We start from the raw sequence: 14,917 nt of genomic DNA, 5'->3' as shown, positions 1-14,917 counted from the left end.
GGCTATGGAGCGACTAACCGGATTGGATGCCAGCTTCCTGTACCTCGAGACCGGGACCCAGCACCTGCACGTGTGCGCACTGCTGATCCTCGATCCCACCGCAGGGGGCACCCAGTACACCTTCGAAAAATTCAAAGCAGAACTCGGCCGCAGGCTACCGCTGATCCCGCAGATGCGGCGGCGGATCCACGAGGTGCCGTTCAACCTCGATCATCCGGTCTGGGTGGAAGACCCGGATTTCGATCTGGACCACCACATCCGACGCATCGAAACGCCGCGCCCGCTGGAACGCCGGGAACTCGCGGACCTGGTCGGCGAGATCGCCAGCGTGCCGATGGATCGCAGCCGTCCACTGTGGGAGATGAGCGTGGTGGAGCACCTGACGGACGGCAAAGTGGCGGTGATCTGCAAGTACCACCACGCCGCCGTCGACGGCATCACCGGCGCCAACATGATGATGCATCTGTGCGATCTGGAACCCGGACTCAGTGAGCCCGAACCGGCCGAGCAGTGGAAGCCCGAAGCCCAGCCGAGTGATTTGAAGCTGGCGGCCGAGGCCGTGCTCAACCTGCCGAATAAGCTCGGATTGTTCGGCATGGTGCCGAAAACCCTTGGCATGGTTGCCGGTTTCGCGCAGCGACGCCGAAACAACGAGGGGGGCATGGCTTTACCGTTGACCGCACCACGAACCCCGTTCAACGGCGCGATCAGCCCGGACCGGGTGGTGGCCTGCGCCGAGACCGAACTCGGCGCGATCAAGGAGATCAAGACCGCCTTCGATGTGAAGGTCAACGATGTCGTCCTGACCATCGTGGCGGGCGTGCTGCGCACCTACCTGGAGAAGCACGACGAGCTGCCCGACAAATCCCTGATCGCCTCGGTGCCGGTGTCGGTGCACGACGCTTCCCGGCACACCGCGGGCATCAATAAGGTCTCCTCGCTGTTCTCCCAGCTCGGCACCGATATCGCCGATCCGGTGGAGCGACTGCGGCAGGTGGCCGAGGCCAACCGTGAGGCCAAGCAGGAACACGAATTCGTCGGCGCGGATTTCTTGATGGACTGGTCGAAGTACGCTCCGCCGAACACCTTTCAGTTGGCCGCGCGCCTCTACTCGTCGCTGAAGCTGGCCGAGCTGCATCCGGTGGTGCACAACCTGGTGGTGTCGAATGTGCCGGGCCCGCCGATGCCGTTGTATTTCCTCGGCCTTCAGGTCGAGGCCATGTATCCGTTCGGACCGGTTTTCCACGGCGCGGGACTGACCGTGACCGTGCTGTCCAACAACGGTGATCTGGACTTCGGATTCATCGCCTGCCGGGAACTGGTGCCCGACCTACAGGCGATCGCCGATGCGGTCCCCGGCGTTGTCGATGAATTGCTGACCGCGGCACGCGATCTGGGCTAATGTCCACCGCTGCCCTGTTCGCCATCGCCGCCGGACAGGGCCGCATTCGAAGTCTCTTGCTGCCTTGCGGCAACGGCGGCGCAGGCCTCCAGCAGTACCGGCACGAAGCGGTCGGCCTCGAGCACGCAGCATGCGTGACCGGCCTTGACCAGATGAATGCTCGCACCGGGAATCATGGTCGCCATCTCCAATTGCCGATAGACCGGAATCGCACGGTCCCGCGTCGTGATCACGACGGCGGTCGGCATCCTCAGCGTGGAAAGCCAAGCGGTCGCATCGAATCGGCCGACCTCGGCGATGACCTGCGCCATAGCCCAACCGCTGTTGCTGCGAAATTCGGTGAGCGCCCAGCGATTCAGCTTTCCCGGAGCCCAGGCGTGCTCCGGTAGTTCGGGTAACCGACCCACGTACTCTGCGGCACGGCGGTACGAATAGGGGCCGATGGCTCCGGCCAATGCGCCGAAGGTCAGATGAAATGCGCGCTCGCGCAACTTCTCCTGGAACCGATACGGCGTCGCGCACAGCACCAGACCACTCACCCGATCCGAATGCCGGTGCGCGGCAAGCAATGCCACGACACCACCGAGGGAGTATCCGGCCAGGATCGCCCGCTCGACGCCGAGCGCGTCCGCCACCGCGACGACGTCGTCGGCACAGTCCTGTACCGAGAACCGCTCCGAGCGGATACCGCGGCCGTGCCAGCGCTGATCGAAGACGATCACCCGGTAACGCTCGGCCAGCGCGTCGAGCGCCGGAAACCAGGTCAGGTAGCCCGTGCAGGCAGTGGCGTGCAGCAGGATCAGGGTCGGTGCGCCCTCGGGGCCCGGAATATCGACGACGTAAGTGCGCCCGCGTCCCGGCAGCTCGACGAGCCGTCCGCCGGGCACCTCCGCGATATCAGGCACCCCTGAACGCCCGGAGAATCGCCGCATGGCCACCACCGCGGGATTCGGATTCGTCATCGTCGGCCTCCTCGCGCGGAAATATTAGAACGTGTTCTACATCGATGATGCCATAGGACCCGATTCAGGCGAGGGCGCGGACGATGTATTCGGCGATGCAGGCGGGCTTATCACCGCCTTCGCGTTCGATGGTCGCCTGGATGACGATCTGCAGGCCGCCGGGAACCTCGTCGACACTCACGATCCGGGCGCGGCCGCGGATGCGGGCACCAGCGGGCACGGGCGCGGGGAAACGGACCTTGTTCAGGCCGTAGTTGAGTCGCGCCGAGGCGTCCTTGATGGCGATCAGGTCGGCCATCAGCGGCGGGAGCAGCGAGAGAGTGAGGTAGCCGTGCGCGATGGTGGTGCCGTACGGGCCGGTGGCGGCACGCTCGGCATCGATGTGGATCCACTGCCGGTCCTCGGTCGCCTCGGCGAAGGCGTCGATGCGGTCCTGGGGGACCTCGATCCAGCGGCTCACGCCGAGATCTGTACCCGCCGCCGTGCGCAGTGAGTCCATGCTGAATACGGTCGGTTGACCCATAGACCGCAGAGTAGTGCCGAGTTCCGCTGGTCGATACCGAGGCGAGATTCGACCGGCAATTATCTGTAACGTGTTTCAGTAAGTTGACGGGATCGAGAGGAGGCCGCGATGGGGCGGTTGACCGGCAAGGTGGCACTGATCAGCGGCGGTGCGCGGGGCATGGGCGCCGCGCACGCGCGGGCACTGGTGGCCGAGGACGCGCGGGTGGTGCTCGGCGACATCCTCGACGAGGAGGGCGCGGCCCTGGCCAAGGAAATCGGCGACGATGCCGCGTATGTCCATCTCGACGTGCGCGATAAGCAGCAGTGGCAGGACGCGGTGGCCGAGGCAGTGCAGCGCTTCGGTGCGCTGAATGTCCTGGTGAACAATGCCGGGATCGTCAATGGCAATCTGCTCGTCGACTTCGAATTGTCCGAGTGGCAGAAGATCATCGATATCAATCTGACCGGCACCTTCCTCGGCATGCAGACCACCACACCGGCGATGATCGAGGCGGGCGGCGGTTCGGTCATCAATATTTCCTCGGTCGAGGGCATGCGCGGCAGCCCCGGCCTGCACGGGTACACCGCCACCAAATTCGCGGTCCGCGGACTCACCAAATCGACCGCACTCGAGTTGGCGCAGTACGGAATTCGGGTGAATTCGATCCATCCAGGGCTGATCCGCACCCCCATGACCGACGGTATTCCGGAGGATTTCCTGCAGATCCCACTGGGACGCGCCGCTGATCCGTCCGAGGTGTCGGCCCTGGTGACCTATCTGGCCAGCGACGAGTCGTCCTATTCGACGGGCGCTGAATTCGTCATCGATGGCGGCCTGACCGTGGGAGTGCCACACAAGACGCTCTCCTGATCGCTACCGCCAGTGCCGCGTCCAGATAGCTAGTCGCCGAGCGTAGTGATATGGCGGTCGAATGCGGCTTGGCTGACCACCATTCGACTACGCTCGGCGGAACTCCGCGTTCGACCAGTGCCTGCTGACGTCGCTTGGATAGCCTCCGGCTCCGGCTCCTTCGGATCGACAAATCACGCAGCGTGAATGCACTGGCCTTTCTTGGTATTTCGGCACCGCTACGACGTCAACCACGCGTCGATCCGATCGAGGCTGCCACTGTAAATGCGTTCGCCGTTCTCGATGGCCAATAGTTGCCATCCGTACGGCGGCCGCTCGTCACGAACCAGTCGATATCCGGCACGGGCGGCCCGAGCCTCGAGGAAACGCACTCGCGTTGCAATCGAATCCGGGTGCGGTGTGTTCACCACGGCCTCCCCCACAGTCGGTGGCGGCGTGCCGAGTCGGGATGGATGCGTCCGGCCGCCACCAGCGCGTCGAACGCGGCGTGCTTACGGGCGCAGTCGTGGTCGCGGTGCAGTTGCATCGCGAGATGAGCGTCGGCCAGAGTGAACGGTTGGTCGGGCGGACCGCACGTCCATGCCTTCGGCCATTCGATAGGAAGTAGGCCGCCGCGGATCGCGGCGCGCCGGTGGCGTCGCGGCCGGTCGACCGGCCACACACACGCCACCCCGACCATCGCGAACGCGCCGCACCCGATAACCGCGAGCACGCTATGCACCACTTGCCACGCGCCCATGGTCGTTCACCGCCCGCGATCCTGGCAGGGGTGGGTCGGCGGTAGTGCCAGTTGTGTGAGTCCGTCGAGCACCTGCTGGAACGTCTGGAGTCCGGGCATACCAATGGGCAGGCAGCGCTCGATGGTCTCGGCTGGGAAAGCGATGCCGCGCCGGTGGGCGCGCTCGCGCGGGCTCAACGCCTGCGGCACGATCCGGCCGTGCCGCACGAGTGTGTAGTAGGCCGCCCACTTCCAAGCGCACCGCTCGATCCGGCACGCGCGGTGTTGCCGCATCTGCTGGTGCGCCAACTCGACTTCGGCGCGGCCGCAGATCGTGGGCGGGGTGAGGATCGTGTCGTCAGTCATCAGGCTGCTCCCCGTTCGACGCGGGGACTGGAGCGCATCCAGATACCTTGCGGGCATACGGTTTCCAGATCGAAGCCCGCGTCGCAGATCAATGCGGGCCGACAGCCGACATGCTCGAGGTCGAAGACAACGATCACCTCGACCTCGAGACCGGCCGCCATCGCGAGTGCGTATCCGATCGGATCGTCGATATCGCCCGGTGGGCGCACGGTGTAAATGTATTGGTAGCCAAGCGTGTTCGCGTGCCGTTGTACATCGGCGGCGTGGCGTGGCGCATCCGGGCCGGACACGTCATCGCGGACGAACCCGATGGCCTTCGGTTTGGCGCTGGTGGTGGTTTGCGTATGTGTCATGGCTTCCCCGGAACCTGGTCGGTGGGCTGGGTGTCGGGCGTCCGGCGACAACGATCGCGGTTTCCGCTCGCGGGAACTTCGAGCCGCGAGGCGGATAGCTGAAGTTGTTGTGGTTGTGGCAGATCGGCGCTGTTCTCGGCGCTTCAACCTGTGGTGTCATCCCAACGTCGGGGCCAAGCACACCACGAACCTCGAGTGAAACACGCGAATCCGGAAGTTCCGGATCCAATTGGCCCGAATCACCAAGAAGAGGTCCACTACCCGCGTAAAGTCCGTCCCGCGTTCGGGTTTCGTTTCGTTCCGCTTCTGCAAAGGATGCAAACAACATGACCAGCGACGATGAACCCTCGACCCTGCCCCGGCGACAACTGGGACGTTTCCTGCGTGAGTCACGCGAAGGCACCGGACTATCTCTCGAGCGAGCCTCCAACCTCGTGGAGCTGAGTAAGACCGCCCTTCATCGCATCGAGACCGGCGGTGTGAAGAAGTCCCGCATCCGCGACATTCAAGCGCTGTGCGAACTGTACGAAGTCAAACCGGCCGACATCGACCGCGCGGTCGAACTCGCCAAGCAAGCACGAGTCACCTCGTGGTACACCGCATTCGGCGGGCTCTACAGCGATGCGACGTTCAACATGTACGTCGAACTGGCGGCTGCCGCACGCGAACTGATCGCGTACCACGAGATCGTTCTCGGTCTAGTACAAACCGCTGACTATGCGCGGGCGCTGATCAGCGCGTTCTACCGTGACAGCGACCCGGAAGACATCGAACGCCGAGTCGAACTGCGGCTGAAGAGGCAAACGATCGTCACCCGCAAAGCCGATCCGGTGAAACTCGAACTGCTACTTCATGAATCGGCGCTGCACCGGGTCGTCGGCGGACCGAAGGTGATGGCTGCACAGCTGAACCATCTGGCCGAGATCAGCAAGCTGCCGAACGTCTCGATCCGTATACATCCGTTCGTCGGCGGATGCGCGTTGGGTGTGCTGCATGGCCCGTTCGTGCTCCTCGACTTCGGCACAGACACCAAGGGCCGCACAGTGGAACCCCCGTTGGTCTATCTCGAAGGGAACGGGAAGCCGGACTTGTACCTGGAACACACCGATGACTTCCGGCGCTACCATGACATTGCTTCGGCCATACGGAGTACAGCACTGGATGAGACGCAAACGCGAGAACTGCTCAGGCGGGCAGCAAGGAGTTACAGAGCGTGAATACTGACCTATCCGGGGTGAATTGGTTCAAGAGCAGCCACAGCGGCGGCCAGACCGACTGCGTCGAGGTGGCATGGCTCGACGGAGGCAGCGTCGGCGTTCGCGACTCGAAGAACCCAACCGGCCCAGCACTGACCTTCACGCCCGGCGAATGGGATGCCTTCACAGCCGGCATCACCATCGAAGAGTTCAACCGCCCGGCCTGAGTCAGGCAAAACCGAACACCGCGAACCGGCCCCGCGCGACCATGACGTCGTGGCGGGGCCGTCGCTGTTGTTCGCGGAAAATTTTCCCGCACAACAGATTGCAACATCAGAGTCGCAGGGAGGCACACCGGGAAGCAGCCTTGACCGCGGACAACCTGTGACGACACGTCATCCGTTGGCGCCGAACAGATCCATCGCGACGGGCACCAGATCGTCTGTGAACTTACACAGTGCCATGACCTGCACCAGAACCTGTTTTCGGCCAAGGATCCGGGATACCTCCGGAGCGCCTGGACGGTAGCCGTCGACGACTGGACCTACAGGGAATATCACCGTACAGGTCGGTTCCTTGCCGCTATCACGGCTGATGAGGGCAGCCTTTCCATTGACCTGAGCGGCTTTCCAATCTTCGTTCGGTGTCATCGCCCTGTCCTCCTGGGCTACGTCGAACTTGACGGAGAGTGCCCTGCTGAACCCTTTGGTATCGGGTGAGACCAGGAAGGACGTGCAGGAGTAGGGGTCGGTCTCAGCGTTGATTCTCTCGAACTCGTACCCCAAGGGCAGGTGTTGCATCAACTCGCACGGACTGCGTCGGGCCAAAGGCACATCGACCATCGCGTTATCGCGGCGCGGGATCCGGTTGTCCCGGAAAGCGGTCACGATATTGGTGACAGTGGCCTCCACTAGCTGACAACCCAACGCCGCTGGCTTCACCGATGACGAACTGACCGAGGCGTAGGCGAGCGGAGCCGCTACGGTCGCGCCGGGGTTGCCTGCCGATCCGCTGTCTTGCGCCGGAAACCGCAGCGGCACTTTATAAGCGCAGTCACCGTTGGAGCCACGGCGCGTATCGACCGCGACGGTCTCACCCGCGATCTGTTTGCTGGTGTCCTCCGCGCTCGGCGCGAGGCCCGGACCATCCAGGTCGACAGTGATCTTCGAGCTGAGCAGTCTCTGCTCGTTCTGCCAGAAACTGATCTCGCAATCCCCGACCGACGTTTCAGGGCCGAGAGTGGCGATGACACCGTGGGCCGAGACCGTGTCCTCGCCGAAGAAGGCACAGGGATCGACTGCCCTGATCTTCTCGGCAACCTCGAGCTTCTGCCGATCATCGGTAGACACCGTGACCCCGAACGTTTTGGGCGCTGCACTCGTTGGAATCGGCTCAGCCGCCCGCGGCACACCAGACTGCGCCTGCGAACACCCACAGAGCGCAACCACCAATAGTGCAGGCACACAACGCCATACGAACCCCATCACGCCCTTCCCGCAGGTCCCGGGGTAACTATACGGTAGACGAGCAAGCGGTAGGACCCAGCGAGCACGCCTCTGCCGCCGACCGCAGCGGCGATAGCCCTTTGGATGGGGTGTCCTCCGCTCCATGGAGCGGGCACGCACTAATAGCCGCATACCGCGCGGGCAATCCACTCAGGTAGCGCCCACCTCGCCGGACGGTTGCCACTATTCAGATGTTACGGAAGTCATATCTCATGACACTCCAGGTAATCTAATATGAGATTCATACGATATGATTCTCGAACAGATGGGAATGTCATGATTGTTGTCACCGGAGCCACCGGAACCGTCGGCCGCCCGCTCGTCGAACTACTTGTCGCACAAGGGGTTCAGGTACGAGCCGTCACCAGATCTCCCGAAAGTGCCGCGCTGCCCACCGGTGTCGAGGTGGTGGCCGGGGATCCGGCCTGGCCGGACACCCTTACCGATGCTCTCGACGGTGCGTCCGCTGCATTCCTGCATCCGCGCGCCGTGGGTGATGCGGCCTTCGAGTTCGCGGAACTGGCTGGTAAGCGTGGCGTGCGCCGACTCGTCGCCCTCTCGGCCATCAATATCGACGACCCGCTCGGCGCACAGCCGTCCCGCTTCCGCGGCGACCGGAACAGGGAGGCCGAGCAGGCGGTGGTCGACAGCGGTCTCGAGTGGGTGAGCCTGCGCGCCAGCAGCTTTGCGGTCAATGTGCTGCAGAGCGGCTGGAATGCCCAGATTCGCGCGGGTGATGTGGTGCACGGGCCCTATGCCGAATTCGCCGAGAGTCCGCTGCACGAAGACGATATCGCGGCGGTCGCGGCGCATGCCTTCCTGACCGACGATCTGCTGGGTCAAAGAGTGGAATTGACCGGGCCCCAATCACTTACCCATGCGGATATGGTTCGGATCATCGGCGAGGTCGTCAGTAGGCCCTTGCGCTATGAGGAAGTCCCCGCCGCAGTGGTGCGGCAAGGCATGGTGGCGCGCGGCTTTCCCGAGGATTTCGTCGACTCGCTGCTGACCCGCTACGCCGATGGTGTCGGCCAGCCCGCACCTGTCACCGACGAGGTCGAGAAAATCCTCGGCCGCACAAGAACTTTCGCCGCGTGGGCTGCCGATAACGCTGCCGCCTTTCGGAATTGAGTGGGAACCATGCGCACAGTCGCTCATTTCGCCGCCCAGGTGTTCAGCGGTATCTTCGCCGGATTCCTGATCGCCGTCCTGGTCCTCGAACTATCGATGCGAGACGCAACCGCAGCCGTCTATACCCAGGTCAGGCAGATCGAACTGGAATGGCTCGACGTCCTCGCCACCGTCACCCTGCTGCCGGCCCTGATCGCCACGGCTCTCATCATCGCGACCCGTTTCCGTGACCGCGGCCCGACCCGCTGGCTCCCGATCATCGCGTTCGCACTGCTCGCGGGCGTCCTGATCCTGACGATCATCGTCAACCTGCCGATCAATGCCGACCAACGCGACTGGATCGTCACCATGCCGCCCGACGACTGGGCAACCATCCGTGACCATTGGCAGCTCTCCCATGCGGTGCGCACAGTGGCCGCCACCCTCGCCTTCGCGGCGCTGAGCGCGGCTCAGGGCACCCGCCGGTTCGCCACCGCCCACGCGGCGACGGCGTCGGGGGACACGTCTTCGCCGAGCACGTTATCGATGACGACCCGCCCGACGCAGATCGAGCGCAGTACGCGATCGGTGAACGCCTCCGCATCTCCCCACGGCAGATAGGGTTTGGCGATCAGCAGCGAGGCGATGCCGTGCACGCTCGACCACAGTTCCAAGACGACCGGCACCGGGTCACCCGGCGTGATCAAGCCGAGGTTCATGCACTCGGTGACGGTCGCCGCGAGATGGGCGAAGGCGCTGCTCGTCAGCACCTGGTCGACCGCGCCTGCCGTCTCACCGGGCGTCATGGCCAAGCGGTACTGCTCCGGATGTTCCCTGGCGAACCGGACATACGCATGACCCTGCTGACGCAGACGCTCCGCAGGCGAATCGTTCGGATCGGATGCGGCCAGCATTTCCGCGTCCAGATCTTCGAATACCTGGGCCACCACCGACTCGATCAGCTGATCCTTATCCGCGAAATGGCGGTAGATCGACGGCGGGGTGACACCGACGATCTTGGCGATCTCCCGGATGGAAACCGCGTCGACGTGACCGGCATCAGCGAGCAGTTTCTTTGTGGCGTCGAGGATTTCGGCGCGTAACTCCGCACCGGAGCCACGTGCCGAACGCTTCCTGCGAGTAAAAGTCACGTTCGTCCGGCTAATTGTTTATCGGATTCGGTTGCACCCGGCACGGTTTCGCCCTCGCTCAAGCCGATCTTGGCGTGTAGCCGGGCGAGTGGCGTGGGCGCCCACCAGTTCGCGGTGCCGAGCAGCCGCATGAGTGCGGGCGCGAGCAGGCCGCGGATCAGCGTTGCGTCCGCGAGCACTGTCAAAGTCAGTCCCAGGCCCGTCATCTGGATGAACGATACCTTCGAGGTGACCATGGCGGCCATCACGATGGCCATCAATAGTGCGGCCGCGGTGAAGATCCGGCCGGTACGCGCGACACCCAGCGCCACCGCGCGAGTGTTGTCCGCGGCGGTGCGTCCCGAGGCCAGCCACTCCTCGCGGATGCGCGAGAGCAGGAATACCTCGTAGTCCATGGACATTCCGAAGGCGAGACAGAACATCAGGATCGGCATGGTCGGAACCAGATATCCGGTCGCGTTATTGCCGAAAACGCTGGACAAGTGTCCGTCCTGGAAGATCCAGACCATCGCACCGAAGGCGGCGGTCAGCGAAAGCGTGTTGAGGGCAAGAGCTTTCAGCGGCAGCAGCACACTGCCGGTGAACAGGAACAGCACAACGAAGGAGGTGAGCAGGATCAGCCCACCGGCCAGTGGCAGTCGCGTACCCAATGCGTCGAGGGAGTCGCGGTTGATCGCGGCGCTGCCACCGAAGAGCGCCGGTCCCGGGCTCGGGACATCGCGAAGCCGGTCCAGTTGCGTCTTACCCGCGGAGGTGAAGGGATCGACTGTCGTTGCGACAGTGAGGAATGCGCCGGTGTCGTTCGTCATCTGCGACGATCCCGCCGCCACCTTCAGGCCGCCTGCATACAGGCCAGGACCCGAGAGCACTCCGGACACACCGTCCACCTTCGACAGCGCGGCGGCGTAATCGCCGATGGCGGCCGGATTTCCGTGGTAGTCGTCGAGCACCACGGAGACACTGGTCGCCGCATTGGATTGGAAGTCCGAACGCAGTGCGTCGCCGACCGTGCTGCTGGTGGTGGAGGCGCCCGTATTGAGCACTCGATCGTCCGGATAGCCGAATTTCACGCCGAGGAACGGGGATCCGATCGCCAGCATCAGCACGATGATCGCGATGGCGACCGGTGCGGCATGGCGCATCACCCACTGGACTGTGCGGTACCAGAAGGTCTGCTCGGGCGCGCGCTGGGCGTGCAGGTCCCGGCCGAGCAAGCGCCCCAACGGCTTTCGCAGGTCCAAGGCATTTACTCGGTGTCCGAGCACCATCAATACCGCGGGCAGGATCAGGATCGATGCCGCGGCGGCCGCGGCGACCACCGCAACGCCCGCGTAGGCAAAGGATTTCAAGAAGTACAGATTGAAGACGCCCAGCGCGGCCACCGACAGCGCGACGGTCAGCGCGGAGTACAGCACCGTGCGTCCCGCGGTCTGCACCGCGCGCACCACCGCCGCCTCGACATCGAGTCCATTGCCGAGTTCCTCACGGTAGCGACTGACAATGAACAGGCTGTAGTCGATCGCGAGGGCGAGACCGAGTGCCGTGGTCAAGTTCAGCGCGTAGATCGACACATCGGTGAAGACCGTGAGGGTGCGCAGGATCGCCAGGGTGGTCAAGATCGCGAAGATGCCGACGGCCAGCGGCAGGAAGGCCGCGACCAGGCTGCCGAACACCAGAATCAACACGATGAACGACAGTGGGATGGCCACGCCCTCGGCGACCGCGAGATCGTGGGTGATCTGCTCGTTCGAATCGTGGTAAATGGAGCTGAGGCCGCCCTGATAGACGCTGACGCCGTCGCTGGTGCCGGTGACCTCTTCGGCGATCGCACCGGCGGCCTTTTGGGCCACGGACTCCTCGCCGGTGATGTAGCCGAGCACCAGCGCGCTCTTACCGTCCTTGCTGCGCAACACGGACGACATCGACTGCGGAGCATTCCAATAGGACTGGATGCCGATCACATCGCCGCGCGAGCGCAGGGTGTCGACCACCTTCGCGCCCGCGGCCTTGGCAGCCGGGCTGTCCGCACCGGCATCATCGCGAACCAGCAGGATGAGGTTGGGTTCCGCACCGCCGAAGTTATCGGCGATCAATTTGGCGACCTGCGACGATTCAGCATCAGCCGGGGTGAAACCGCCGGTCTTCATATGCGAGATCACTGTGGCGCCGAATGCGCCGCAGAGCACGGCCAATAGTGCGGCGGCGAGCAGGATCGTCCGCGGATGCCTGGTGGCCAGATGTGCGATCCGTACGAGCATGAGCGACTCCCCTAGTTCGACTAACCCCGGGTAACAGCGTTAGCGTAACGCCGTTAACTCAGTGACGACAGGGGGATCTAGCTAACAAATAGTGATCCCGATCACGATGGAGGCGACTAGCCGAGGAAGGCGACGATCGCATTGGCGATGGCGTCCGCGTACCTCGCCCGACCGTCGGGCGATTCGATCAGCGCGGCGTCACCCGGATCGCGCATATTTCCACACTCGACCAATGCGACCGGACGTTCGGACAGGTTGAGACCCGCCAGATCCGCGCGCGGGTTCATGCCGTCGGAGCCGACATAGGTCGACGGCACGAAGCCGGACCCGATCATAGTGTCGCGCAAGGTCGTTGCCAGTCGCTGCGACGGCTCGTGCTGCGCCGGGTTCAGTGGCGGCGACGAGTACGCGACGTGGAAGCCATGTGCGCCCGCGGCGACGCCATCGGCGTGGATCGAGACGACAGCCGCTGCGCCACTACGGTTTCCGATGGCGGCGCGTTCGTCCACGCACGGACCGACGCCCGCATCGTCGTCGCGAGTCAACACGACGCGAATTCCATGGGCAGCCAAGGCATCTCGGACACGGATTGCAACGTCCCAGGTGAATTCGTGCTCGGTGTAGCCGTCGGTGGCCGACGTGCCGGTGGTGTTGCACGCCTTGGTTTTTCCGCGACCGTCCGGCACCTGACGGTTGATCTCGCCGGGCTGTGCGGCATTGCCACCATTGTGTCCGGGGTCGATCACAACGACGCGGTCATCGGCGATGAAATGCGGCGGGGCTGTCGCCGGTTCGTCGCCGATCCGCGGCGCGGTGGTACGCGCCGGTGAACCCGATGCGTTGTGCGCGCATCCGCCGAGCAACATGCCCCATGCGCAGATCGCGGCGGTTGTCTTCCAGCTTCGCAATCGCATGACATCGACCCTGCCACAAGCTTGCGGCCGGTTCATCGACACGGTGATGGCTAACGGAAGGCCAGTGCGCCGAGCGTATCCGCGTGCCGGTACTGCAGATACTTCTTGACCGTGTCCGCGGCAACGGCAGCATTCGCGGTGGCCACCGTGACCACGACGAACTCCTTCTCGGTCCCGTCGCGCCATTTGCCGGTGACGAAATTGTCGATGTAGGTGCCCGGTCGCAGGTGCAGGTCCTCGTCGGTGAACTTGCCGAGCGCGGCGGTGGCCTGGCTCTCGCTCGACATGGCAATGACGAATTGGGTGATCTTCAGCCCGCCGCCCTCGGCTCGGTACACCATTTCGGCGGCGTACTTGCAGCCCAGTCCGCTGAGCTTGCCGTCCACCTCGAAATCGCGGCAGTTGGCGTGGTCGCGGCCCTCGACCCAGTCGGCGTGCAGTTCCACGCTGTCGAACTTGAAATTCCAGTCGCCGGCGAAGTCGTTGTAGGTGAGCTTGCCCGATGACGGCTGCCCCGGGCGCGGCGTTGTCGTGGTCGTTCGCGGGGTGCTCGTTCGCGGGGTGCTCGTCGCCGGAACGACGGTGGCGGTGGCGTCCGATGCCTGCGGTTGGTCGTTATCTCGCGCGGTGATCGCGACCAGGCCGACGCCTACCACGGCGAGTACCGCGACAAGCCCGAGCACCACCGCGACGATCACACCGGTCTTCGATTTCGGCGGCGGCGGGCCCGGCGGCGGCGCGCTGGGATACCCCATCGGGTAGCCCGTCTGCGCCCAGCCCTGCTGCGCCGGATAGTCCACCGGCTGTCCCCACGACGCCGGATCCTGCCGCGGCTGCTCCCCATAGCCATACGGATAATTCACTGCCTGCCCACCTCTCCCGCCGGGGCGGCGACCCCCGCCCTGCTTCGGCCGAACCAGTCAGGTACTGATCGCGAGCCGATCCCCCGGCGTTGCAGTTATGCCAGCCTAGCCGGTGAGCAATAGGCCCAGCGCAAGGCAGAACATCACGGCCGCGATCACCGAATCGAGCACGCGCCAGGCGATAGGGCGGGCGAACAGCGGGCCGAGTTTGCGGGCGCCGTAGCCGAGCGAGGCGAACCAGATGATGCTGGCGACCATCGCGCCGGCGCCGAGGAACCAGCGGTCCGGACTGGTGTAGGTATTGGCGAAGGAGCCGAGCAGCAGCACCGTGTCCAGGTAGACGTGCGGGTTGAGCCAGGTCAGGGCCAGGCTGGTGAGGACGGTCGCGCCGAGTGCGACGGTGGCGCCGGTGGACTCGGCGGTCAGGCTCGATGACGCGAAGGCGCGGCGGGCGGCGAGAATGCCGTAGCCGAGCAGAAATGCGGCTCCGGCGTAGCGGATCACCGTCAGCAGCACGGGTGCGGATTCGACCACGACGCCCAACCCGCCGACTCCCGCGGCGATCAGCACGATGTCCGACACGGTGCAGACCGCGACCACCGCGAGCACATGCTGACCGCGCAGACCTTGTCGCAGGACGAAAGCGTTCTGCGCGCCGATCGCCACGATCAAGGAGAGTCCGAAGCCGAGTCCCGAGATGGCCGCCAGGGCCGCCGATGATGCCGTCACATGCATCGACGCTAG

Annotated in this window: 17 protein-coding genes and 1 pseudogene; 6 read left to right on the top strand and 12 right to left on the bottom strand. The window is 64.4% G+C overall.

Annotated features, from left to right (window positions below):
* Positions 1 to 4: 4 nt before the first annotated feature.
* A complete protein-coding gene (locus tag OIE68_RS42665; RefSeq protein WP_327096560.1) occupies positions 5 to 1,402 on the top strand; it encodes a wax ester/triacylglycerol synthase family O-acyltransferase in 1,398 nt (465 codons plus the stop codon).
* Here OIE68_RS42665 and OIE68_RS42660 read toward each other — a convergent pair.
* Together OIE68_RS42660 and OIE68_RS42655 are read right to left on the bottom strand one after the other, a co-directional pair.
* The gene (locus OIE68_RS42660) at positions 1,399 to 2,364 is read right to left on the bottom strand and encodes an alpha/beta hydrolase (RefSeq protein ID WP_327096559.1); all 966 of its coding nucleotides are present in this window, start codon (positions 2,362 to 2,364) and stop codon (positions 1,399 to 1,401) included. The genes OIE68_RS42665 and OIE68_RS42660 overlap by 4 nt on opposite strands.
* A 64-nt stretch (positions 2,365 to 2,428) precedes the next feature.
* A complete protein-coding gene (locus tag OIE68_RS42655; protein WP_327096558.1) occupies positions 2,429 to 2,887 on the bottom strand; it encodes a MaoC family dehydratase in 459 nt (152 codons plus the stop codon).
* Between the two features lie 108 nt (positions 2,888 to 2,995).
* Here OIE68_RS42655 and OIE68_RS42650 point away from each other — a divergent pair, with 108 nt between their 5' ends.
* Positions 2,996 to 3,739, top strand: a complete 744-nt coding sequence (locus OIE68_RS42650; RefSeq protein WP_327096557.1) for a glucose 1-dehydrogenase — start codon at positions 2,996 to 2,998, stop codon at positions 3,737 to 3,739.
* 218 nt (positions 3,740 to 3,957) lie between these two features.
* Here the strand turns inward: OIE68_RS42650 and OIE68_RS42645 are convergent, their stop codons facing one another.
* The 4 genes from OIE68_RS42645 to OIE68_RS42630 are packed head-to-tail and all read right to left on the bottom strand — an operon-like array spanning position 3,958 to position 5,176.
* Positions 3,958 to 4,146: a hypothetical protein gene (locus OIE68_RS42645; RefSeq protein ID WP_327096556.1), complete on the bottom strand. Its 189-nt coding sequence runs from the start codon at positions 4,144 to 4,146 to the stop codon at positions 3,958 to 3,960.
* On the bottom strand, positions 4,143 to 4,478 hold the full coding sequence (locus tag OIE68_RS42640) for a hypothetical protein (protein ID WP_327096555.1): 336 nt from the start codon (positions 4,476 to 4,478) through the stop codon (positions 4,143 to 4,145). The genes OIE68_RS42645 and OIE68_RS42640 overlap by 4 nt, the downstream gene beginning before the upstream one ends.
* 6 nt (positions 4,479 to 4,484) lie before the next feature.
* The gene (locus OIE68_RS42635; protein ID WP_327096554.1) at positions 4,485 to 4,823 is read right to left on the bottom strand and encodes a hypothetical protein; all 339 of its coding nucleotides are present in this window, start codon (positions 4,821 to 4,823) and stop codon (positions 4,485 to 4,487) included.
* On the bottom strand, positions 4,823 to 5,176 hold the full coding sequence (locus OIE68_RS42630) for a hypothetical protein (protein ID WP_327096553.1): 354 nt from the start codon (positions 5,174 to 5,176) through the stop codon (positions 4,823 to 4,825). The genes OIE68_RS42635 and OIE68_RS42630 overlap by 1 nt, the downstream gene beginning before the upstream one ends.
* A gap of 326 nt (positions 5,177 to 5,502) precedes the next feature.
* Here OIE68_RS42630 and OIE68_RS42625 point away from each other — a divergent pair, with 326 nt between their 5' ends.
* Positions 5,503 to 6,393 (top strand): helix-turn-helix transcriptional regulator, encoded by an 891-nt coding sequence (locus tag OIE68_RS42625; protein ID WP_327096552.1) that lies wholly within the window; start codon positions 5,503 to 5,505, stop codon positions 6,391 to 6,393.
* Positions 6,390 to 6,599 (top strand): DUF397 domain-containing protein, encoded by a 210-nt coding sequence (locus OIE68_RS42620; RefSeq protein WP_327096551.1) that lies wholly within the window; start codon positions 6,390 to 6,392, stop codon positions 6,597 to 6,599. Before OIE68_RS42625 ends, OIE68_RS42620 begins: the two co-directional genes overlap by 4 nt.
* Positions 6,600 to 6,767: 168 nt before the next feature.
* On the opposite strand, the gene OIE68_RS42615 is transcribed toward OIE68_RS42620, so the two are convergent.
* On the bottom strand, positions 6,768 to 7,721 hold the full coding sequence (locus tag OIE68_RS42615) for a hypothetical protein (protein ID WP_327096550.1): 954 nt from the start codon (positions 7,719 to 7,721) through the stop codon (positions 6,768 to 6,770).
* Between the two features lie 432 nt (positions 7,722 to 8,153).
* Here OIE68_RS42615 and OIE68_RS42610 point away from each other — a divergent pair, with 432 nt between their 5' ends.
* Positions 8,154 to 9,008 carry an SDR family oxidoreductase gene (locus OIE68_RS42610; RefSeq protein ID WP_327096549.1) on the top strand — a complete coding sequence of 285 codons (855 nt, stop codon included), beginning with the start codon at positions 8,154 to 8,156 and terminating at the stop codon, positions 9,006 to 9,008.
* A gap of 9 nt (positions 9,009 to 9,017) precedes the next feature.
* Positions 9,018 to 9,431, top strand: a pseudogene (locus OIE68_RS42605) (DUF1772 domain-containing protein); the annotation flags it as partial.
* A 26-nt stretch (positions 9,432 to 9,457) separates the two neighbouring features.
* Here the strand turns inward: OIE68_RS42605 and OIE68_RS42600 are convergent.
* From OIE68_RS42600 to OIE68_RS42580, 5 genes are all read right to left on the bottom strand, one after another.
* Entirely contained in the window at positions 9,458 to 10,138 is a 681-nt protein-coding gene (locus OIE68_RS42600) for a TetR/AcrR family transcriptional regulator (RefSeq protein WP_327096548.1), read from the bottom strand.
* Entirely contained in the window at positions 10,135 to 12,396 is a 2,262-nt protein-coding gene (locus OIE68_RS42595; protein ID WP_327096547.1) for an MMPL family transporter, read from the bottom strand. Before OIE68_RS42595 ends, OIE68_RS42600 begins: the two co-directional genes overlap by 4 nt.
* A 116-nt stretch (positions 12,397 to 12,512) precedes the next feature.
* Positions 12,513 to 13,310, bottom strand: a complete 798-nt coding sequence (locus tag OIE68_RS42590; RefSeq protein WP_327096546.1) for an N-acetylmuramoyl-L-alanine amidase — start codon at positions 13,308 to 13,310, stop codon at positions 12,513 to 12,515.
* Positions 13,311 to 13,360: 50 nt separating this feature from the next.
* Positions 13,361 to 14,173, bottom strand: a complete 813-nt coding sequence (locus OIE68_RS42585; RefSeq protein ID WP_327096545.1) for a hypothetical protein — start codon at positions 14,171 to 14,173, stop codon at positions 13,361 to 13,363.
* A gap of 105 nt (positions 14,174 to 14,278) precedes the next feature.
* Positions 14,279 to 14,908, bottom strand: a complete 630-nt coding sequence (locus tag OIE68_RS42580) for a LysE/ArgO family amino acid transporter (RefSeq protein ID WP_327096544.1) — start codon at positions 14,906 to 14,908, stop codon at positions 14,279 to 14,281.
* Positions 14,909 to 14,917: the final 9 nt, after the last annotated feature.

Origin of the sequence: Nocardia vinacea, assembly GCF_035920345.1 — a bacterium.
GTDB lineage: Bacteria > Actinomycetota > Actinomycetes > Mycobacteriales > Mycobacteriaceae > Nocardia > Nocardia vinacea_A.
Note: the sequence above shows the minus strand (reverse complement) of the source record. Positions and strands in the feature narration are given on the sequence as shown.